This window comes from Micromonospora chokoriensis (assembly GCF_900091505.1).
Classification (GTDB): domain Bacteria; phylum Actinomycetota; class Actinomycetes; order Mycobacteriales; family Micromonosporaceae; genus Micromonospora; species Micromonospora chokoriensis.
In genome coordinates this window covers 3,694,242-3,714,483 of record NZ_LT607409.1, presented here as the reverse complement: position 1 = coordinate 3,714,483, position 20,242 = coordinate 3,694,242, and the positions used below count along the sequence as shown (strand labels likewise).

13 protein-coding genes and 1 pseudogene are annotated in these 20,242 nt (G+C 72.0%); 5 read left to right on the top strand and 9 right to left on the bottom strand.

The genetic code is table 11. The features are described 5' to 3' along the window. The first annotated feature begins 36 nt into the window (after positions 1–36). Genes GA0070612_RS17400 through GA0070612_RS17390 form a run of 3 tightly spaced genes read left to right on the top strand, consistent with a single transcriptional unit; the run spans position 37 to position 3,283 of the window. Positions 37–1,599 carry an aspartate aminotransferase family protein gene (locus tag GA0070612_RS17400; RefSeq protein ID WP_231924220.1) on the top strand — a complete coding sequence of 521 codons (1,563 nt, stop codon included), beginning with the start codon at positions 37–39 and terminating at the stop codon, positions 1,597–1,599. Then, positions 1,596–2,861: a cytochrome P450 family protein gene (locus GA0070612_RS17395; RefSeq protein WP_231924219.1), complete on the top strand. Its 1,266-nt coding sequence runs from the start codon at positions 1,596–1,598 to the stop codon at positions 2,859–2,861. Before GA0070612_RS17400 ends, GA0070612_RS17395 begins: the two co-directional genes overlap by 4 nt. Further along, a complete protein-coding gene (locus GA0070612_RS17390; RefSeq protein WP_088988853.1) occupies positions 2,858–3,283 on the top strand; it encodes a YybH family protein in 426 nt (141 codons plus the stop codon). The genes GA0070612_RS17395 and GA0070612_RS17390 overlap by 4 nt, the downstream gene beginning before the upstream one ends. Positions 3,284–3,344: 61 nt before the next feature. Here GA0070612_RS17390 and GA0070612_RS17385 read toward each other — a convergent pair whose 3' ends face one another. Then, a complete protein-coding gene (locus GA0070612_RS17385; RefSeq protein WP_088988852.1) occupies positions 3,345–3,743 on the bottom strand; it encodes a YybH family protein in 399 nt (132 codons plus the stop codon). 271 nt (positions 3,744–4,014) lie between these two features. On the opposite strand from GA0070612_RS17385, the pseudogene GA0070612_RS17380 reads away from it, so the two are divergent. Next, positions 4,015–10,494, top strand: a pseudogene (locus tag GA0070612_RS17380) (thioester reductase domain-containing protein); the annotation flags it as partial. Positions 10,495–10,714: 220 nt separating this feature from the next. Here GA0070612_RS17380 and GA0070612_RS17375 read toward each other — a convergent pair. Then, positions 10,715–11,035, bottom strand: coding sequence for a winged helix-turn-helix transcriptional regulator (locus tag GA0070612_RS17375; RefSeq protein ID WP_088988850.1), 321 nt, complete (start codon positions 11,033–11,035; stop codon positions 10,715–10,717). Positions 11,036–11,161: 126 nt separating this feature from the next. Further along, entirely contained in the window at positions 11,162–12,739 is a 1,578-nt protein-coding gene (locus tag GA0070612_RS17370) for an aspartate aminotransferase family protein (RefSeq protein WP_088988849.1), read from the bottom strand. 422 nt (positions 12,740–13,161) lie between these two features. Between GA0070612_RS17370 and GA0070612_RS17365 the strand changes: the two genes are divergently transcribed. Beyond that, positions 13,162–14,061: a hypothetical protein gene (locus GA0070612_RS17365; RefSeq protein WP_231924218.1), complete on the top strand. Its 900-nt coding sequence runs from the start codon at positions 13,162–13,164 to the stop codon at positions 14,059–14,061. Positions 14,062–14,350: 289 nt separating this feature from the next. Here the strand turns inward: GA0070612_RS17365 and GA0070612_RS17360 are convergent, their stop codons facing one another. The 6 genes from GA0070612_RS17360 to GA0070612_RS17335 form a co-directional block, all read right to left on the bottom strand. Further along, complete coding sequence (locus tag GA0070612_RS17360; protein WP_088988847.1) at positions 14,351–15,076, bottom strand: anti-sigma factor family protein; 726 nt, start codon at positions 15,074–15,076, stop codon at positions 14,351–14,353. 22 nt (positions 15,077–15,098) lie between these two features. Then, the gene (locus GA0070612_RS17355; protein WP_231924651.1) at positions 15,099–15,572 is read right to left on the bottom strand and encodes a sigma-70 family RNA polymerase sigma factor; all 474 of its coding nucleotides are present in this window, start codon (positions 15,570–15,572) and stop codon (positions 15,099–15,101) included. Positions 15,573–15,734: 162 nt separating this feature from the next. Beyond that, positions 15,735–16,334 (bottom strand): hypothetical protein, encoded by a 600-nt coding sequence (locus GA0070612_RS17350; protein ID WP_088988845.1) that lies wholly within the window; start codon positions 16,332–16,334, stop codon positions 15,735–15,737. A gap of 37 nt (positions 16,335–16,371) precedes the next feature. Beyond that, positions 16,372–17,685 (bottom strand): hypothetical protein, encoded by a 1,314-nt coding sequence (locus tag GA0070612_RS17345; RefSeq protein ID WP_088988844.1) that lies wholly within the window; start codon positions 17,683–17,685, stop codon positions 16,372–16,374. A gap of 1 nt (position 17,686) precedes the next feature. Beyond that, positions 17,687–18,217: a type VII secretion system-associated protein gene (locus GA0070612_RS17340; protein WP_088988843.1), complete on the bottom strand. Its 531-nt coding sequence runs from the start codon at positions 18,215–18,217 to the stop codon at positions 17,687–17,689. Beyond that, positions 18,217–20,076: a hypothetical protein gene (locus GA0070612_RS17335; protein ID WP_088988842.1), complete on the bottom strand. Its 1,860-nt coding sequence runs from the start codon at positions 20,074–20,076 to the stop codon at positions 18,217–18,219. The genes GA0070612_RS17340 and GA0070612_RS17335 overlap by 1 nt, the downstream gene beginning before the upstream one ends. Positions 20,077–20,242 lie beyond the last annotated feature (166 nt).

Sequence of the window (20,242 nt, the reverse complement as noted above, 5' to 3'; positions counted from 1 at the left end):
TGTCGGCTCGTGATGGAGGTCATGGTGGGTTCGTCGGTGGCAGAACTGGAGTTGGCGGAGCCCTACCTGCGGGAGGTGCTCGGGACGGTCGGGCTGGACGTGGAGTACCTCCGCGCGTCCGGCAACACGCTGTTCTACCAGGACGCGGCGGGCAACGAGGTGCCGGTCCTGGACCTGGCATGCGGTTTCGGGTCGCTGATCCTGGGCCACCACCACCCGGAGGTGGTGGCGCGCGCGAAGGAGCTGCTGGATTCACAGGTGCCGGTGCACGCTCAGTTCTCCCGGCACTCCTACGCCAACGACCTCGCCGCGGTGCTGAACCGGATCATCGCCCGGGAGACGGGGTCCTCCGAGCCGTACTGGGCGATCTTCGGCAACAGCGGCGCGGAGTCGGTGGAGATCTCCATCAAGCACGCCGAGATGGAGCGGGGTGCCCGGCTGGCGGAGCTGGTCAGCGAGGTGGAGGCCGGGGTCGCCGCCGCCCGCGCGGCCGTCGGGCGGGGCGCGACGGTGGCCCCCGAGGTGTTCGCCGCCCTGGGTCTGCCGGCGACGGCGGGCTTCGACGCCGTCGCGGACGCGGTGACCACCCGCACCGCCGACCTGACCGGCCGGGCGCCGGTGTTCCTCGCGCTGGAGGGCGGATTCCACGGCAAGCTCGTGGGCAGCATCCAGTTGACCCACAACGAGGGCTACCGCACCCCGTTCACTCGCCTGGCGGCGCGCTGCCGGTTCGTCGCGGTCGGTGACGTCGCAGGGCTCCGGGCGATCGTCGAGCAGGAGAGCCGCAGCCTGACCGTCCTCACCGTCGACGGCGACGCCGTCACCGGCGTCGAGCGTGCGCTGCCGGTGTTCGGTGGCTTCTTCGTCGAGCCGATCCAGGGTGAGGCGGGCATCCGGGTGTTGCCGGCGGAGTTCGGCGCGGAGATCTCCCGGGTGTGCGAGGAGACGGGCGCCCCGCTGATCATGGACGAGATCCAGAGCGGGATGGGCCGCTCCGGGGCGTTCCTGGCCAGCTCCCGGATCGGGCTGCGCGGGGACTACTACCTGCTGGCCAAGAGCCTCGGCGGGGGCATCGCCAAGTCGTCGGTGATGCTCGTCCGCGGCGAGCGTTACCAGCGCGACTTCGAGCTGGCGCACTCGTCGACGTTCGCCAAGGACGCGTTCTCCTGCCACGTCGCCCTGAAGGTGGTGGAGCTGCTGGAGGCTGACGGTGGCGCCGCGTACCGGATGGCTGCCGAGCGCGGCGCGGCGCTGAAGTCCCGGTTGGAGAAGGTGCGCGGCGATTTCGACGACGTGGTGCTGGACGTGCGCGGCGAGGGCCTGATGCTGGGGTTCGAGTTCCGCGACCAGTCCTCGTCGCCCTCCGCGCAGATCGCCCAGACCGCGCAGGAGGGCTTCTTCGGCTTCGCCGTCGCCGGGTACGCCCTGCGCACCCACCGGCTGCGCCTGTTCCAGACCGCCAGCGCGATGAACACGTTCCGGTTCGAGCCGTCGATCTTCCTCTCCGACGCCGAGATCGACCAGATCGACAGCGGCCTGCGCGACATCTGCGCGCTGCTGCGCGCCGCCGACGGCGAGCGCCTGATGGGTACGTCGTGACGGCCGCGATGGAACCGACCGCCGACCTCGAGCCGTACGCCATCGACCCGTCCGGCCCGGACATCCACGGCGAGGCCGAGCGGCTGCGGGCCCGTGGTCCCATCGCCCGCGTGGTGTTGCCGGGCGGGGTGCAGGCGTGGTGGGTGACCGGTTATGAGCTGACCCGGCAGTTGCTCACCGACCCACGGGTGTCGCGCGACACCTACCGCCACTGGCCGGCCTGGGAGAACGGCGAGGGTGAGCTGGCCCGCACGTGGCCGCTGGCCATGTGGGTCTCGGACCGCAACATGATCACCGCGTACGGGGCCGAGCACACCCGGCTGCGGCGGCTGGTCGCCCGCGCGTTCACCGCCCGTCGGACGCTCGCCCTGCAGCCCCGCATCGAGTCCGTCGTCGCCGACCTGCTCGACCAGATCGACGCAGACCCACACGACGGACCCGTCGACCTGCGCGCGCAGTTCGCCCACCCGCTGCCGGTGCGGGTCATCTCCGACCTGCTCGGAATGCCCGACCACCTGCGGGACCGGCTGCTGGTGGCGGTCAGCGGCATGCTCAACACCGCCGCCACCGCCGAGGAGGCCAAGAGCTACGAGCACGCCATGTACGCGGCCCTGGACGAGTTGGTCGAGCACCGTCGGGCCAGTCCCGCGGACGACCTCACCACCGCCCTGATCTCGGTGCACGACGACGACGGCGGGCCCGGTCTCAGCCACCGCGAACTGGTCGACACGATCCTGCTGATGTTCACCGCCGGGCACGAGACCACGGTCAACCTGCTGGACCACGCCATCTTCATCCTGCTCACCCGGCCCGATCAGTTGGCGCTCGTCCGCGGTGGCTCGGCGACCTGGGCCGACGTGATCGAGGAGACGCTACGGTTGGAGGCGCCCTTCGCCAACCTGCCGATGCGGTACGCCGTCGAGGACATCGCGCTGCCCACGGTCACCATCCGGCGCGGTGAGCCGATCGTGGTCTCGTTCGGCGCGGCCGGCCGTGACCCGGAGGTACACGGGCCGGACGCGGACGCCTTCGACGCCACCCGGGACACCCGTCGTGACCACGTCGCCTTCGGCTACGGGGTGCACCACTGCCTCGGTGCGCCGCTGGCCCGGCTGGAGGCGTCGATCGCCCTGCCCGCCCTCTTCGACAGGTTCCCCGACCTCACCCTGGCCACGCCGGCGGCGCACGTGCTGCCGCTGGAGTCGTTCATCTCCAACGGGCACCGCGAGCTGCCCGTCCTGCTGAGAGAAGGTGCCGCATGACCACCACCGAACCCGTCGACGTGTACCAACTGGTCCTCACCGACGACGTCGAGCAGCAGAACGAGGCGTTCATCCAGGCCTTCAACTCCGGCGACGGCGCCGCGTTCGACCGGCTCTACCTCGACGACGCCATCTCCAACCTGTCCGGTGGCCCGCTGACGGGTGAGCAGCGGCGGGCGGCGATCATCGAGATCCTCGCGAACCGGCCGCACCTGAAGGCCCGGGTGTTGCGCAACTACGTGGCCGGCGACACCTCCCTGGTCATCGTCGACTACGAGCTGCGGTACACCGACGAGTCCGGTGAGCCGGTCACGGTCCGTGGCACGTGCACCGACGTCCTGCGGCGTCAACCGGACGGCAACTGGCTGATGGCCATCGACCGACCCGTCGCCGACACCCTGCCCGACGGCATGCCCGGCTGACCCGGCACCCACCACGATGGCCCCGCCGGTGCGACCGGCGGGGCCATCGGTGTATCGCAGGTCAGGACACGTCGCCGTACGGGTCGTCGATCGCGTGGCGCCACAGTCCGTCCGCGCCGCGGCGCAGGACGTCCAGACCGACTCCCTCGTGGTGCTCGGGCTCGCCGTCGTCGCCGGTCATGTCGATGCTCCAGTCCACCACCATCAGCGCGGTGTCGCCGGTGACGTACGCGTGCCGGGTCTTCGCGGTCATCACCGGGCGACGGGTGAGGAACTCCGCCACGTACTCCCGCCGGGCCTGCCCGGTCAACGGCTCGTTCGGTCCCCAGACGGCGACCGCGTCCTCGGTGTACATCCGGTCGAGCAGTTCCGGGTCGCCGGAATTGAACGCCTGGGCGTAATGCTCGACGTGTTTGTTGGCGTCGTCGGTCAACAGGGATTCACCGGAAATGGCCGTCATCGAACTGCCTCGCTTTCTCACGGCGGGTCGGTCGTCTGGACGCTATCCCCGACGGCTCCACCACCAACTCACTTGTGAGTAACGCGGACGCGATCGGTTGCCGCGCGAGTTTCGATTACCGACCCGTGACCCGACGCTGGACAGCCGCGACCGACCATTGATGCGCGTCGACCCGTGCCGGAGACACAACCGACCGACCTGACCCGGCGGCGAGCCGGAGGTCGACCCCCACGCCGGCCCGCAGACCGAGGAGAACCGCGATCCCATGTCCACCGAACAGAAACTCATGGACTACCTCAAATGGACGACGGCCGACCTGCAGAAGACCCGTCAGCGGCTCGCCGACCTTGAGGCGGACCGCACCGAACCGATAGCGGTCATCGGGATGGCCTGCCGGTATCCGGGGGGCGTCAGCTCGCCGGAGGATCTGTGGGAAATGGTCACCGAGGGCCGAGACGGCATCACCCCGTGGCCCACCGATCGCGGCTGGGACGTCGATGCCCTCTACGACCCCGAACCCGGCAAGCCGGGACGGTCGTACACCCGCGAGGGCGGTTTCCTCGACGGCGCGACCCGCTTCGACGCGGCGTTCTTCGGGATCTCACCGCGCGAGGCCGTCGCGATGGACCCGCAGCAGCGGGTGCTGTTGGAGACCTCCTGGGAACTGTTCGAACGGGCCGGAATCGACCCCACTGGCCTGAAGGGCAGCCGTACCGGGGTGTTCGTCGGCGCGGCGGGCCAGACCTACCTCGACCTCGACGGCCCGGAGGAGTTGGAGGGTTACCTGACCACCGGGCGACTCAACAGCGTCGCCTCCGGGCGGATCTCGTACTTCTACGGGCTGGAGGGGCCGGCGATCACCCTCGACACCGCGTGTTCGTCGTCGTTGGTCGCCCTGCACCTGGCCGTGCGGTCGCTGCGGGCGGGTGAGTCGACGTTGGCGCTGGCCGGCGGCAGCACCGTCAACGGGCACCCGGGTGGCTTCGTCGACTTCTCCCGCCAGCGCGGGCTCGCCGCCGACGGCCGGTGCCGCTCCTTCGCCGAGTCCGCCGACGGCACCGGCTGGTCGGAGGGGGTGGGGCTGTTGCTGCTGGAACGGCTCTCCGACGCCCGCCGGAACGGACGGCGGATTCTCGCCGTGGTGCGCAGCGTGGCGGTGAACCAGGACGGCGCGTCCAACGGTCTCACCGCACCCAACGGCCCCTCCCAGGAACGGGTGATCCGGCAGGCCCTCGCCGAGGCCCACCTCGGCACCTCCGACGTGGACGCCGTCGAGGCCCACGGCACCGGCACCCGGCTGGGTGACCCGATCGAGGCGCACGCCCTGCTGGCCACGTACGGGCAGGGCCGACCGGCCGACCGGCCGTTGTGGCTCGGGTCGCTGAAGTCGAACATCGGCCACACGGTCGCCGCGGCCGGGGTCGGCGGTGTCATCAAGATGGTGCAGGCGCTGCGACACGCCACGCTGCCGAAGACCCTGCACGTCGACCGCCCGAACCCCCTGGTCGACTGGTCCGCCGGGGCCGTCGAACTGCTCACCACCACCCGCGCCTGGCCGGCCGTCGAGCGGCCCCGCCGGGCGGCGGTCTCGTCGTTCGGGGTGAGCGGCACGAACGCGCACGCGATCCTGGAGCAGGCCCCGGAGGAGACCGACCCGGGCACCTCGACGCCGGTGGCCCCCGCCGCGCTGGTGTGGCCGCTGTCCGCGCACGACCCGCAGGGGCTGCGTCGGCTGGCCGACCGACTGCTCACCCACCTCGAGGCGACCCCGGAACTGGACGCCACCGACACGGCGTACTCCCTGGCCACCCGGGCCGGCCTGCCGCACCGGGCTGCCGTCGTCGGCACCGACCGGGACGCTCTGCTCCGTGGCCTGAAGGCGCTCTCCGAGGGGGCCGCCGACGCGCAGGTGGTGACGGGACGCGCCGGCGAGCCCTCGAACGACGTCGTCTTCGTCTTCCCCGGGCAGGGCTCCCAGTGGGTGGGCATGGCCGTCGACCTGCTGGACACCCATCCGGGGTTCGCCGAGCGGATCGACGAGTGCGCCGCCGCCCTCGCGCCGCACGTCGACTGGTCCCTGCTCGACGTGCTGCGCGGTGCGGACGGCGCTCCCGGGCTCGACCGCGTCGACGTCGTGCAACCGGTGTTGTTCGCGGTGATGGTGTCCCTCGCGCGGGTGTGGCAGTCGGTGGGGGTCCGCCCGGCGGCCGTCGTCGGCCACTCGCAGGGGGAGATCGCCGCCGCGTACGTCGCCGGTGCGCTCTCCCTCGACGACGCGGCCCGGGTGGTCGCCCTGCGCAGCCGGGCCATCGTGGCGCTCGCCGGACAGGGCGGCATGATGTCGGTGGCACTCGGCGCCGCCGAGGTCACGGCCCGGCTCGCCCCGTGGCAGGGGCGGTTGTCGGTGGCGGCGGTCAACGGGCCGACGTCGGTTGTCGTCTCCGGTGACCCGGAGGCTCTGGACGAGTTCCAGGCCGAGCTGGTCGACGCCAAGGTGCGGGCTCGCCGCGTCCCCGTCGACTACGCGTCGCACTCGCCGCACGTCGAGGCGGTGCGGGAGGAGTTGTCGGCGGCCCTCCGCGACGTCACGCCCCGCGCGGGTGACGTGCCACTGCACTCGACGGTGACCGGGACCGTGGTCGACCCGACCACCCTGGACGCGGACTACTGGTACCGCAACCTGCGGCAGGTGGTGCGCTTCGAGGAGGTCGTGACGGCCCTGACCGGTCAGGGCCGACGGACGTTCATCGAGATCAGCCCACACCCGGTGCTCACCACGAGCATCCAGGCCGTGCTGGAGCAGCGGATCGGTGGCATCGGGGTGGTGACCGGCACACTGCGCCGGGACGACGGCGGTTTCAGCCGTTTCCTGACCTCCGCCGCCGAGCTGTACGTGCAGGGCGTCGCCGTCGACTGGGCGGGCCTGCTGGCCGGTTCCGGTGCGCGCGGGGTGGACCTGCCCACCTACCCGTTCGCCGGCAACCGGCACTGGCTCGACGGTGGCGGCACTGTCGACGCGGGCGGGCTCGGCCTCGAACCGTCCCGCCACCCCCTGCTGGGCGCGGCGATCACGGTGGCCGGCGATGACACCACCCTCTTCACCGGCCGGGTCTCCCCCGCCACCCACCCGTGGTTGGCCCAGCTCACCACGCACGGCATCCGCACCGTTCCGGCCGCGCTCCTGGTCGAACTCGCTACACACGCCGCGGACCGGGTCGGCTGCGCGGTGCTGGACCGCCTCACCACCGCGGCGCCCCTGCCCCTCACCGGCGCGGTGCAGCTCCAGGTGGTCGTCGACGCCCCGGATCCGGCCGGTCGTCGGGAGCTGCGGGCACACGCCCGCCCGGACGCCGCCCACACCGCCTGGACCGAGTACGCGCACGGCACCATGAGCGCCGCTCCGGCGTTGCCCGTGGAGGCGGAGCGCGCGTCGTGGCCCCCCACCGGGTCGGTGCCGGTCGACCTCACCGACGGGTACGACGCCCTCGCCCAGCAGGGACTGGCGTACCCACCGGCCCTGCGGGCGGTGACGGCGGCCTGGACCGACGGGGACACCGTGCACGCCGAGGTCCGGCTGCCCGAGCGCTGGGAACGGGAGGCGTCCGGGTACGGGCTGCACCCCGTCCTGCTCGACGCGGTGGCGCACCTCACCACGCTGGTCGCCGCCGCACCCGAGGGGGACGGCGCTCGGGTGGCCGTGCACTGGCGTGGGATCCGGACGTATGCCACCGGGGCCACTGCGGTCCGGGTGGTCTGCACCAGGACCGGCCCGGACACGTTCTCGGCGCGGCTCACCGACCGGGGCGGCGGGCCGGTCGCCGACATCGGGCAGATCACCACCGGGCTCCTGCCCGCCGCCGTACTGGACCGGGTCCGCCACCGCCGCCAGGACGCCCTCTTCGAGGTCGGCTGGTCGCCGGTCCAGGTGCCGGACGTCCACCTCGCCGACCTGTCCGTCCTGGGCGGGACCGGCAGCCTTCCGGATGCCCTCGCCGGCCTGCCGGTCCACCCCGACGTGGCGTCGGTGGCCGCCGCCGGTGCCTCGTCGGCGGCGCTGTGGGGCGTCAGCCCCGCGGACGGGGACATGCTGGGCGCGGTCTTCGGCGGCCTGTGCCGGGTGCTCGAGACCGTCCAACAGTGGTTGACCGACGACCGGCTCAGTGGCAGCCGACTGGTGGTGGTGACCCGTGGCGGCGTCACCGTCGGCGCCGACGCCGCGCCCGACCCGGCGGCCGCGGCCGTCTGGGGTCTGGTCCGCTCGGCGCAGTCCGAGTCGCCCGGGCGTCTCGTCCTGGTCGACGTCGACGGCACCGCGGCGTCCTGGGCCGCGGTGGCAGGGGTCGTCGCCTCGGGTGAGGCCCAGGCCGCCGTGCGCGACGGCCGGGTCTCGGTGCCACGACTGCGGCCCGTCGATCCCGGCCCGTCCACCGCCGACGCGTCGCCGTGGCCGACGGACGGCACCGTTCTCATCACCGGCGGCACCGGCTCGCTCGGCGCCCTGGTCGCCCGGCACCTCGCCACCGCGCACCGGGTGCCGCGCCTCGTCCTGACCAGCCGCCGGGGTATGGCGGCGGAGGGCGCCGCCGACCTGGTCGCCGAGCTGGCCCTGGCCGGCACCGAGGCGCGGGTGGTCGGCTGCGACGTCGCCGACCGGGCGGAACTCGCGGCGCTCCTGCGGGACATCCCCACCCTGCGGGGGGTGGTACACGCCGCCGGCGTCCTCGACGACGGGGTTCTGGCGGCGATGACGCCGCAACGCATCGCGGCGGTGCTGCGACCCAAGGCCGACGCCGCCTGGCACCTGCACGAACTGACCCGTGACCGGGACCTGCGGGCGTTCGTGTTGTTCTCCTCGCTCGCCGGGGTCATCGGTGGCGCGGGGCAGGCCAACTACGCCGCCGCCAACGCGTTCCTCGACGGCCTCGCGCTGCGACGGGCGGCCCTGGGGCTTCCCGCCACCTCGGTCGCCTGGGGCCTGTGGGCGCAGACCAGCGGCATGACCGGCCAGCTCGACGAGGCCGACCTCGCCCGGATCGCCCGGGCCGGTTTCCGCCCGGTCTCCTCGGCGGACGGTCCGGAGATCCTCGACCTGGCCCTCGGCTCGGGGCGGCCCACGCTCGTGGCCACCCCCCTCGACCTGGCCGCCCTGCGCGCCCGCGCCGACCAGGCACCCCTGCTGCTGGCCACGCTGGCCGGCACGTCGCACCGGCGGCGTGCGGGCAACGACGAGAACGCCGGGAGGCCGCTCGCCGACCAGCTCGCCGGCCTGGAGCCCGCCCGGCGCCGGGAGGTCACCCTGGACCTGCTGCGGGCCGAGGTGGCCGCCGTGCTCAACCTCGGCGACCCGAGCGGCATCGATCCCGAACGCGCCTTCCCCGAGCTGGGATTCGACTCGCTCACCTCGGTGGAGCTGCGCAACCGGCTCAACCTGCTCAGCGGCGGTCGGCTGCCCGCCACCGTCGTGTTCGACCATCCCACGCCCGCGGCGCTCACCGATCACCTGCTCGCGGTCCTGGCCGAGAGCGGGGTCCAGGCCGCGCCGGCGGTGGACTTCGCCGTCGAGGTCGTTCTGCCCGACGACATCCGCCCCGCCGACGAGGTGGTGTCCGTCGCCGCCGATCCGGCTGAGGTCCTGCTCACCGGGGCGACCGGGTTCGTCGGCGCGTTCCTGCTGCGCGACCTGCTGCGTACCACCCGCGCCACGGTGCACTGCCTGGTCCGCGCGGACGACGCCGACGCCGCGGTGAAGCGGCTGCGGTCCAACCTCGAGTGGTACCGGTTACAGGACGAGGTCGACCTGGGTCGGGTCCGGATCGTGGTGGGCGACCTCGCCCTACCCATGCTCGGCTTGGCCCCGGACGTCTTCGACGACCTGGCCCGCCGGGTGGACGTCGTCCACCACGCCGGTGCGGCGGTGAACTGGTTGCACCCGTACTCGACGCTGCGGGCGGCCAACGTGGACGGCACCGTGGAGATTCTGCGGCTGGCCGCCCGGCACCGCACCGTACCGGTGCACTACGTCTCGACCACGGGCGTGTTCGCCCACCCCGCGCCCGACGGTCGCCCGCTGCGGGTCGACGACCCCACCGGACCGGTGGCAGAGCTGCCCAGCGGCTATCTGCAGAGCAAGTGGGTGGCCGAGCAACTGGTCGCCGCCGCCGGCGAACGCGGGCTGCCCGTCACCGTGTACCGGGTGGACCTCGTCGCCGGCGACCGGTTCCAGGGCGCCTGTCAGACCCGTGACTTCGTCTGGCTCAGCCTCAAGGGGCTCATCCAGGCCGGCGCGGTGCCGAGCCGGATCACCGGCGAGTTCCACCTCACCCCGGTCGACCACGTCAGCGCCGCCATCAGCCGCCTCGCCACGCTCGACAGCGGTGTGGGCGCCATCCACCACCTCTACAACGAGTCGTCGATCAGCCTGGCCCGGTGCGTGGAGCTGCTGCGCTCCCGCGGCTACCGGCTGGAGCCTCGGGACCCGGCCGACTGGCTGGCCGTGGTGCAGCGCGACCGGGACAACGCCATGCTGGCGCTGCTGGACGCGTTCCAGTTGATGACGGCCGACAGCGACAGCTTCTATCCGCCGATCGACACGACGGTGACCAGCCGGATGCTGACCGGCAGTGGCATCACCTGCCCGCCGGTCACCGACGAACTCTTCGACAGGTACGTGGACTTCTTCCTGCAGACCGGGTACTTCCCGCCGCCGCCCGGGGCGGCTGCGGACGAGCCCGGTGACGCCCGACGATCCTGAGCAGGGTCCACGCCCGGCCCGGCCGGGAAGGGTCAGGGCCACCACAACGGCCGAACGGGCGATCACCTCGGCGACGATGCCGAGGTGGTCGCCCGTTCGGCGCCACCGCGTCCCCACCTCCGGGCCGGGGCACCGGGCGGTGTGCGCGGCCCTTCCGGCGGCAAGCCGCCGACCGTGACCGCGGGGACCAGCGCGGTCACGGTCGGCGGGGCACTACGCGCTACTGGTCGGTGTCGGCCAGCCGTTCGCCCCACTCGCACAGTGGGCCCAACGCGTCGTTGAGCGACGTCCCGACCGACGTCAGGGAGTACTTGACCTTGACCCGGCTGTCGTGCAGGACCTCCCGGCGCACGATGAATCTGGCTTCCAGATCACGCAGGTGCTGCGTGAGCACCTTGTCGCTGATACCGGGCACGAGGCGCTTCAGCTCCCCGAACCGGCGGCTCTCCTCGGCGAGCACGCTGATGATCAGCGTCTTCCATTTGCCGTTGATGACGTCAAGCGCGGCGTCTACACCACAGTCATAACGCCTCGTGTTCACTGCTAGAGCTCCTTACTCGACGGCAGTCACCAACCGCCTCACCGGCAGCGTCCGTATCCCTGCGGGCGCTATCGACCCGCGAAGGACCGCCTCAGCCATCCGGTTCCCGGGAAACCCCACGCTGTCTCACGCCGCGCCGACCAACCTGGCCCCGGCGCGCTCGTGCAACAGCTGGCAGGCGGCCTCCAGCCCGCTCTCGAGCTGGCTGATCTCGTCGTCGGTGAGCTCGACGGAGGGCTCGAATCGCAACGTGTGCGACGCGCTCGCGGTCGGAAAGACGCGCACGCGATGCTCCCGCAGCAGGTATCCGGCCAGCACGTAGCCGATCAGACCGTCCCGTGCGCTCGACGCGATGATCTCGTCGTCGCAGGTGGACTGATCCTGGAACTCGAGGCCCAGCATCAGGCCCCGTCCACGACAGTCCTTGACCACGTCGGGGAACGCGGAGTGGATGCGTTCGAGCATCGCCCGCAGCTGGTCGCCGCGTTCGACCACACGCCGGTACGCCGCGCCGTCGTCGGCCTCCAGCATCTGCACCACCTCGCGGGCGATGTGGCACGAGAACGCGTCCTTGGCGAACGTGGAGCTGTGCAGCAGCTCGAAGTCCGGCTGGTAACGGCTGTCCCGGACCAGCAGCACGGACAGTTTGGACAGGCCACCACCGAGGCTCTTGGCCAGCACGTAGTAGTCGCCCGTCAGCCCGATGTGCGATCCGGCGAAGAAGGCTCCCGACCGGCCGACGCCACTCTGGATCTCGTCGAGGATGACCGGGAAACCACCCGCGTCGGCGGCGGCCCTGATCGCCCTCGCCATGTCCACGCCGACCTCGTGGATGCCCCCCTCGCCCTGGATGGGCTCGACGAAGAAGCCCCCGATGACGGGTAGTTCCCGCTCGACGACGTCGACCACCCCGTCGCGCACCACGACGTCGAACACGAACGTCCGCTCCTCGTCCAGGGCCTTGTCGATCGCGGCGGGCTGGTCGAAGGGCAGGAACCGGGCCTGCGCGGCCAACGCCCGGAAGGGCAGGCGGTACGCCGAGTTGTGGGTGAGCTGGAGGCTGCCGGCGAGCTTGCCGTGGAACGATCCCTCCAGTGTCAGGAACAGCGGCGACCGGGCGAACTTCGGCTCGTTGTGCCGGTGGACCGCCTCGACGAGGCGTTCGTAGCTGTCCGCCGACCGGTCGGTGACCCCGACCGTGTCGTACGCCTGGTCGGCGACCACCGCGGCGCCGGCAGCGACGGCCGCGCGAGCCTCCTCGACGTGACTGTGGATCTGCTCGCCGAGCGCCGCCAGCCGGATCGAGCGGTCCATCTCGGCGTGTTTGAGCGCCGTCTCCACCGCCTCGGCCCCGCTGTTGGCGAAGATCGCCCGGTAGTCCTCGGCGGTGCCGAACTCCCGGCGGTGCACCCGGTTCAGGGCGGTGGCCAGCTCGTTGGCGTACGGGTGGTAGGAGAACTGCGCGTGGATGGGTACCTGTGCGTCGAGTAGCTGCTTGGCGTACGCCACGAGCTTCGGGTGGTTGTGCCCGAAGATGAGTGAGCCGTACCCGCCGACGAAGTCGACCACGGCGTGCTCCTGGCCGTTGTCGAGGAAGTACAAGGTGTTGGCCTGCCCGCGGACGTAGTTGACGTCCAGACCGAGACTGCCCAGCAGCTGACGCATGTGTGCCTCAGCGAGTTCCGGTTCGGCTACGGATCCCATCCTTCTCTCCTTCACGAGCGTGGGCATCGGGTTCGCCTCGGGCAGGCGCGCCACGAGCGGCGGGCGATGGACGGTGGGTTACCGCCCACCTGCCGCCCGTCGGCGTCCGTGGCCTCGGCGCGGCAGGTCGGGACGCGGAGCCCGTGCGCCGGCCTCCTGCCGTCGGACCTGGTCGCGTCCTCTCATCGCGCCGACCCGGCCACAGGTCGATCGGCGCGTCTGCACCCTAACGACCTCCTGCTCACTCGCTGTTCATTCCGGATCACCGGGAACCTCGCCCCGGCGGGGGGACCGACGTCGGCTGAACCGATTCCGGGGCGGACCCGTGTGGATGCCGAACGGCCGCCGGACGTGCGGGGGCCGGGATAGGACCTGGGAGGCCCGAGATGATGCGCAAGTACGTAGTGCCCTTCGTTGCACTGATGACTGCCGGCGCGATGGCGTTGACCGCGTGCGGTTCGACAGCGGAGACACCGGCGCCGGCGAGGGCGTCCGCCCCGGCCGGTGGGGAGGCCACCGCGCCCACCGACGGCGCGGCGGGCGGCGACGTCGCGCTGCTCTCGGGCACCGCGAAGTCGAACAGGTCGGAGCCCAACACCGGAGACTGGGCGGTGCCGAACGGCGGCGTCGCGTCGGCGGCGGCCCGTCAGTCGTCGCAGCGGTGGGTCCAGTTGACCGCGAGCAAGGCCGATGACCTCGATCCCGTGGTGGTGAACGGCGCGGGGTTGACGCTCTACCGCTTCGACAAGGACAGCAACAATCCGCCTACCTCGACCTGCAACGGCGAGTGCGCGCAGACCTGGCCGGCGGTCACCGTCGCGCCGCGCGGCAAGGTCTTCATCGCGGGGGTCAGGAAGTCGGCGGTCGGCACGGTCAAGCGCGCCGACGGCACCCTCCAGGTCACCATCGGCGGCTGGCCGGTGTACCGGTTCGCCAAGGACACCAAGCGGGGCGACACCCTGGGCCAGGGCGTCGGGGGTACGTGGTTCGGTGTGACCCCGACCGGCGGCAAGGCCGGCGCGCCGCAGGGCGGACAGGACGACAACCCGGACGCCGGTGACGCGACCGCTCCGCCCGCCACCAGTGCCGTCTTCTTCGACGAGGCCAACTTCAGTGACAACGGCGCCTCGCAGGGCGTGTCCGGCAGCGGATGTCAGAACCTGCCCCGCCCGGGTGCCCCCTCCTCGGTCGCGGCCCCCGGCTCCTTGAAGATCTGGGCGGGCCCGAACTGCACCGGCCGGGTGCAGGTCATCAACGGTGACGTGGCCGACCTCGCGACGATCGGTTTCGACAACGCCGTCGTCTCGGTCCGCTTCAGCTGACCGTCCGACCCCGACCGACGGGTGCGCCGGTCCGGCTTCTGCCGGACCGGCGCACCCGTTGTCGTATGGTCCTGCGCGGATCGGCACGACGTTCCCCACGCGTCGACGGAGGCTTCACCGTCGGTGCGGCGACGTCCTGGCCGAGGACGGCCTCATGCTGCGGGGGCACGGAGGACGCCCGCCGGCCGCTCGGCTGGCCACCGCTGTTGAGCGTCCGCCCCCATGGCGATGACCGACTGTCACCGCCCACCACCCGCAGCGCCCTCAGCCCCAGCTGGGACCCCCTCGTCTACAGCTTCGCGGTGACGTACACCTTGCCGTCGGTGTTCTCCACGCGGACCTCGCCGATCTGAGCGGGGTCGATCAGGGCGCTGCCGTCCAGTGTGGTGCCGTCGGCCGCCCCGCCCTCGGACACCAGCCAACTGCCACTCAGAACGGCGGTGCCGTCCGTGCCGACGACCAGCAGACGGCAGCGCTCCCCCCGGGGGATCCCGGACACCGCCGCGGTGACCCGCACCCAGCCGGGTGCCGGGGTCACCGCGACGGTGAGCCGGGCACCGGTGCCCGGGTCGGTCGTGCTGGCGTTGCGGGTAGCGGGGTCGGCGGCGGTCACCGTGCTCGACGGGATCGGCAGGGCGCGTGTGTCGGGTGCGTCGTCAGTGGCGCGACCCAGCAGGACGCCGCCGGAGGCGGCGGCGGTGAGAGCCACCACCGCGGCGGCGCTCAGGATCACCCGACGGCGTTGGCGGTGCCCGGACGATTCGCTGCGGACCTGGCGCAGGGTGCGCTGCAACAGCAGGTCGCCGCCCTCCGGTGGGCCGTCGAGCATCATCGCCTCGGGTACGGCCTCGAGCGCGTGCTTCCACTCCTGGAGTGACTCGACCTCGGTGCGGCACTCCGCACAACTCGCCAGGTGCTCCTCCACCCGTCGAAGCTGCTCCTGGTCGAGCTCGCCCATCAGATAGCCGCCGATGTCCACGTGCTCACCGGCCGGCACCGAGCTGTCCGATTTCATGAGGCAGACCGTTCCACTCGGTTCAGTGCGCCGCGATGTCGCGTAGCGCCCGGAGTGCGTAGTAGGAGCGTGACTTGACCGTTCCCGGCGGGATACCCAGCGCTTTCGCGGCTTCCGCGACTGTACTCCCGAGTAGGTAGACCTGCTCAAGGACCTCGCGGTGCTCCTGCGAAAGGCGGTTGAGGGCGTCCACCACCACCATCGAGTTGACCACCTGGTCGGCGTGGTCCCGCTCGACGGCGACGTCCGTCGGGCTCTCCGGCACCTCGGGCGGTCGCGCCATGCGGGCGCGCACCGTGTCGGTGATGAGGTTACGTACCACGGTGAGCAGCCACCCCCGCACCGATCCCTTGCCGTTGACCAGGCTGTCCGGGTGACGCCAGGCGCGTACCAGGGCCTCCTGGACGATGTCCTCGGCGATGGCCCGGTCGCGGGTCAGTTGCGTCGCGTACGCGAGCATCGCGCGGCCGTGTTCCTCGTACAGGGATCGGATCAGGGCCTCGTCCGCTACGTTCTGCCGACGATCGGGCCGCAAACCCGCCATGAGTACCGTCCTCCGTTGACCCCGGCCCGGCGGTCGTCACCGGTGCATCCGGGTACCCAGGATGCCTGCGGCACTGCCGAATACCGGCAATGCGGAACGAATGTGTTTGTAGGCTCACCTGGGTGAACTTTCGGGCTTTTGGCCGACCGGAGCAGCGGCTTTGTCTCCGTCCGGAGCGACCACGAACCAGAGCCCGTCGGCCCCCTGTCCGGCGGCCTGGCCGGGCACCCGGTCGTCCACGAAGCGGTAGACCGGCCGCCCACCCACTGTCACCTGGCGGGTTCCGTCGGAGCGGGGCACCGCGCCAAGTCGGGCGGGATCAAGGTCCTTGAACGAGACCTTCTCGTTCACCAGGACCGGCAGCCACGCGGTCAGACACTGTTCCGTGCAGTTCGACCGCGGGGGTGCGGCGCTGTCCTGGTCGAACCGATAGAGCGTGAAGCCCTGCCCGTCGAGCACCACCGGGCCGAGTTCCGGGTGTTCTCCAAGCTGGACCGACGCGGGCCAGTAGCCCCCGTCCGGGCTGCGCTGCCCCAGGGCGTTCTGCGGGTCGGCGGCGCCCGGCCGCTGCGGGGCACCCGTTCGCGTGTCGGCGGGGGCGTCGGGGGCGGGCAGCGCGACGGGGTCGCGCACCACTGTGGTGCACCCGGTGACGAGCAGCGCTCCGGCCAGCGTCAGTGCGCCGAGCAGTCGGTGCGGAACGGGCGCTTTCATCGGCACACCAATCGTTTGCGAGGTTCGGGCAGGAGGATCAGCGGCCGAGGACCGGGATGAGCCGACCGCGCGGGGTGGGACGGTCGAGGTGCAGGCCGAGCACCCCGACGTCGAGGGTCCCGTCGGCGTCGATGTCGAACCGCCAGACGGTGTTCGGCGCGTCGCCGACGACCACCACGGCCGCTGTGCCGTCGGAGGCCGCCGCCACCGCGCCGAGACGTTCCCACTCCTCGGGTCGGAGCGGGGCGGTCACCACCACCAGGTGGTCGCGCAGCGCCGAGGACCCATGGGCATCCAAGGCGTCGTCGCCGGGCAACGGCAGGACGGAACGCAGATCGACGACGACCCGAACCCGTTCCGGGACCGGCCAGGGCGGAGGTGGTGGGCCGACGACACTGATCGCCACCGACGTCGCGGCGTAGCGGCTGATCTCGTCGAGGAACGCGCCCGCCAGGCGGTGCGCGGCTGCCGGCTCGCCGGTGAGCGCGACGATTCCGGGCGCTCGCCCCAGGTTGACGACTGTCAGTTCACCGCCGACGGTGCCGACGGTGGCGAGCATCGGCAGCCCGCCGCCGTCGGTGGTCACCTGCTGGTCGAGGTCCCAACTCGGCGCCTCCCAGATCGCGCCCTGCTGCCGTGCCCGCCACGGGGGCGGCGGGTCCGGCAGGGCCGGCGCCAGCCGGAGCGACACCCGGTCCGCACCGACCATCGCCGCGTACACCGGGGGGTGGGACGCCGGTGCGGCGATCTGCCGCAGGGCGCGGTCCAACGCCTGGCGTGAGCCCGGCGCGGGTCGCGGCGGTTCGGCCGCGCGGCGGCGTCGGACCAGCCGGACCAGCACCGGTACGACGACCGCCAGCACCACCGCGCCGATGCCCAGCAGCGTCACCGCTACCGGTCGGAGGCCGACGGTTCCGCCGCCGCCCGGAGGAGCCGGGGGCGCCGCTGCCGGGGTTTGCTCCGGTTGGTCGACCGGCGGAGCCTCCGGTTGCCGGCCCAGGTCCGAGGTGGCCGACGGCGGTGGACCGACGCGGATCTCACCGGAGGTCGCGCCTTCGGGGAGGACGAAGACCCAGCCGGCGCGGATCGACTGCGCCGGATCCGTCAGCGTTCCGCCGTCCGGCTGGATACGCCCCTGGTTCAGCTCGAAGATCTCCGGCCAGCGCCGACTGTCGCCGAGCACCCGGTCGGCGACCCCGGGCAGCGTCAGTTCGCTCTCCGCGCCCGGCTGCCCGGGTACCACCCAGTACGGCACCGACGGTTCGACGGCGTCCGCGCCGGTCGGGGTCGCCAGCAGGAACGCGGTCAGCACCGCCAGGACCAGTCCGGCGTACGCCCTGGTCGAGGACATCTCACTCGGCTCCGTCGGCGTCGACCGAGTCGCGCAGGGCGCTCGCCTGCAGGCGCATGGCCCGTGGCCCGCCCGGGTTGACCAGCACGTCGAGCCCGTCCGGGAGCAGCCCCAGCAGCTCGGTCAGACCGACCTGCCGCCACTGTGGCGCGTCGACGCGCGCCTGGTCGAGGGCGCCGGAGGCGACCACCACGCAGGCCACCCCGTCCGGGGCGGACGTCACGGCCACGTCGCCCGCCTCATCGAGCGCGACCATGACCAGGCTGTCCCGCAGCGTCCGCAGCACCAGGCCGACGTCGGCCCGGTCGGTGGCGACCAGCTTCGCCGCCGCGTCCACGGCGCTGGTGGGTGAGTCGGCGGTACGAGGCTGGTACAGCGGGTTCGCCTCGAACCGTCCGATGGTGCCGTCGTCCTCGACCAGCCAACCGCCGACGATGGTCTCCACCGGCGGAGCCTCGGTCGGCTCCTCGTCGTCGCTGTCCAGCAGCAGCATCCAGTTGCGCTGCACGTCGGTCTCGTCGTGCTCGTTCATCAGGCCCTTCCCCTCGGCGTCGGAGTGATCTTTCGGAATTCGCCCTTGCCGTCCTTCGGGTCGTCAGTGCTCTCCACGGCCAGGGTCGCGATGGTCTCGCCGGGATTGGTGAGCAGGCCGACTTCGTCAACGCCCCGGGCCGCGTGCACGGTGTTGTTCGCCGCGAAGATCTGCCGCCGGTTGCCGAGGTCGCGCATGACGTCAGCGAACTGCTGGCCGGCTTCGCCCTTGCTGTTGGCGAAGTTGCAGGAGATCATGGCGATCGCGGCCTTCGGGTTGGCCTCGGCGAGCGCCTTGAAGTTCGGATCGTTGCTGAGGATCTTGGCCATGCTGGCCCCGGGGACGCTCACCACCTTGCCGCTGGACAGGGTCACGGCGGCGCTGTCCGGGCTGCCGTGGGCGAAGATGAACATCGGGTCGCTCCTCAGATTGCTCCATGGAGCCGGCAGGAACTGGTTGCCGGCGAGGGTGGGCTCACTGCCGGGCAACTGTCGGATGGCCTTCGCACCCCCGATGTCCATCGAGCCGCCCAGGTTCTTACCGGTGGCGAGGTTGGCCTTCTGCGCTCCCCAGTCGGTGAAGTTCTCGACGTCGGTCGACCTGCTGGGGAAGATGACGCCGATCTGCTTGCCCTCGCTGTCGCGCAGGGGCACGGACTGGACGTCCTCGGCACGGAACGTCTTCAGGCGGCCCTTGTCGGTCATCCCGGCCAGGAGGCTGGGGTCGGCGGCGCGCCTCTCGTTGGAGATCCTGAGGTCGCGTGCGAAGCGCATGTCATCGATCTTGTTGCCGATCGACGTGAACACGCCCTTGATGGTCTTGCCGAGGCCGACACTGGTGACGGCGGTGTCGATCCCCGCCCCCGGCGTGGCGGCCTTGCCCACGCTCCGGGTGCTTCCCGGCGTGCCGCCGAGGCCCTTGATGCTGTTCCTGATCCCCTCCGAGACGCTGCCCGGCAGCTTGTTGCCAGCGCTGCCGGCGATCTTGACGATGCGACTGACGAGCCGCCCGCCCGGCACCAGACCGAGCAGCAGACCCCCGGCGGCCAACCCGATCGCGGCGGGATCACCGGTGAGCGCCGCCGCCGCGAGGTCGATCGCACCGGAGAGGAAGCCGATCGCCTGACCCAGCGGCGGGAAGATGAACGAGGCGATCACCGACAGCGCGTCCAGGATCAGGGTGATCCACTGGATGACGGTGCTGCGGAGGAAGTCGATGAACGCCTGGAACGCCTCGACGATCTTCTCCCAGAGCGAGCGCTGCGGCGCGTCCTTCGCCAACCCCCGCAACGTCTGCGCCGCCGTCCGGGCAGCCTGGTCACGTAGCGCCGTCGCCTGGCCCAGCAGCGCCTTCGCCTGGTCGAGCGCCTGCTGGGCGTCGGCCGCGCGGTTCTGTGCGGCGGCGTCGTCGTCACTGGCCTTGTCCTTGGCGGCCTGGTCCGCCGCCGGATCGCCGCCCAACGCGGTGATCGCCGCCTGCGCCGAGGCGACGGCCGCCTGCGCGGCGGCCTGGTCGCCGGACGCCTGCCGGGCCTGGTCGAGGGCCCGCAGCGACATCGCCTGCGCCTCCTCCAGCGACGGCAGGTACCGCACGTACGCGTCGGCCGCCGCGGCGTAGGAGTTCGCCATCCGATCCAGTCGCCCGGGCAACTTGCCGATCAGGTCACGGAACGCCTCCATCGCCTTGCCCTGACCAAGCTGGACCTGGCCACCGGAGGCGAGCAGGTCGTGCGCCTCCCGCGTGGTGGCGGACAGCTCCTGGTAGGCCCGCGTGATCTCGTCGAAGGACTCCGGATCACCGGGTACCGGGTCGGAGTCCACCTGCAACACCGACCACTCGGCGTCTCCCGGACGCGTCATGACCAACCTCCCCATCGCACCGACCGCTCCCCGCTCCGGCCAATGCCGTGAGCCGACTCGCACACGTAGCGATCGTGGAAACGGTTCAGCCGGACTGAACCGATCCGACCGGCCGTCCGTGTACGGCGCGGAGTCATTGACCGGACCGGGGAGGAGAGCGGGGATG

Coding starts and splice junctions, on each gene's coding strand:
- GA0070612_RS17350 (WP_088988845.1), bottom strand. CDS start 16,334: ATGAAAGCGCCCGTTCCGCACCGACTGCTCGGCGCACTGACGCTGGCC.
- GA0070612_RS17335 (WP_088988842.1), bottom strand. CDS start 20,076: ATGACGCGTCCGGGAGACGCCGAGTGGTCGGTGTTGCAGGTGGACTCC.
- GA0070612_RS17370 (WP_088988849.1), bottom strand. CDS start 12,739: ATGGGATCCGTAGCCGAACCGGAACTCGCTGAGGCACACATGCGTCAG.
- GA0070612_RS17385 (WP_088988852.1), bottom strand. CDS start 3,743: ATGACGGCCATTTCCGGTGAATCCCTGTTGACCGACGACGCCAACAAA.
- GA0070612_RS17365 (WP_231924218.1), top strand. CDS start 13,162: ATGACTGCCGGCGCGATGGCGTTGACCGCGTGCGGTTCGACAGCGGAG.
- GA0070612_RS17345 (WP_088988844.1), bottom strand. CDS start 17,685: ATGTCCTCGACCAGGGCGTACGCCGGACTGGTCCTGGCGGTGCTGACC.
- GA0070612_RS17360 (WP_088988847.1), bottom strand. CDS start 15,076: ATGAAATCGGACAGCTCGGTGCCGGCCGGTGAGCACGTGGACATCGGC.
- GA0070612_RS17340 (WP_088988843.1), bottom strand. CDS start 18,217: ATGAACGAGCACGACGAGACCGACGTGCAGCGCAACTGGATGCTGCTG.
- GA0070612_RS17390 (WP_088988853.1), top strand. CDS start 2,858: ATGACCACCACCGAACCCGTCGACGTGTACCAACTGGTCCTCACCGAC.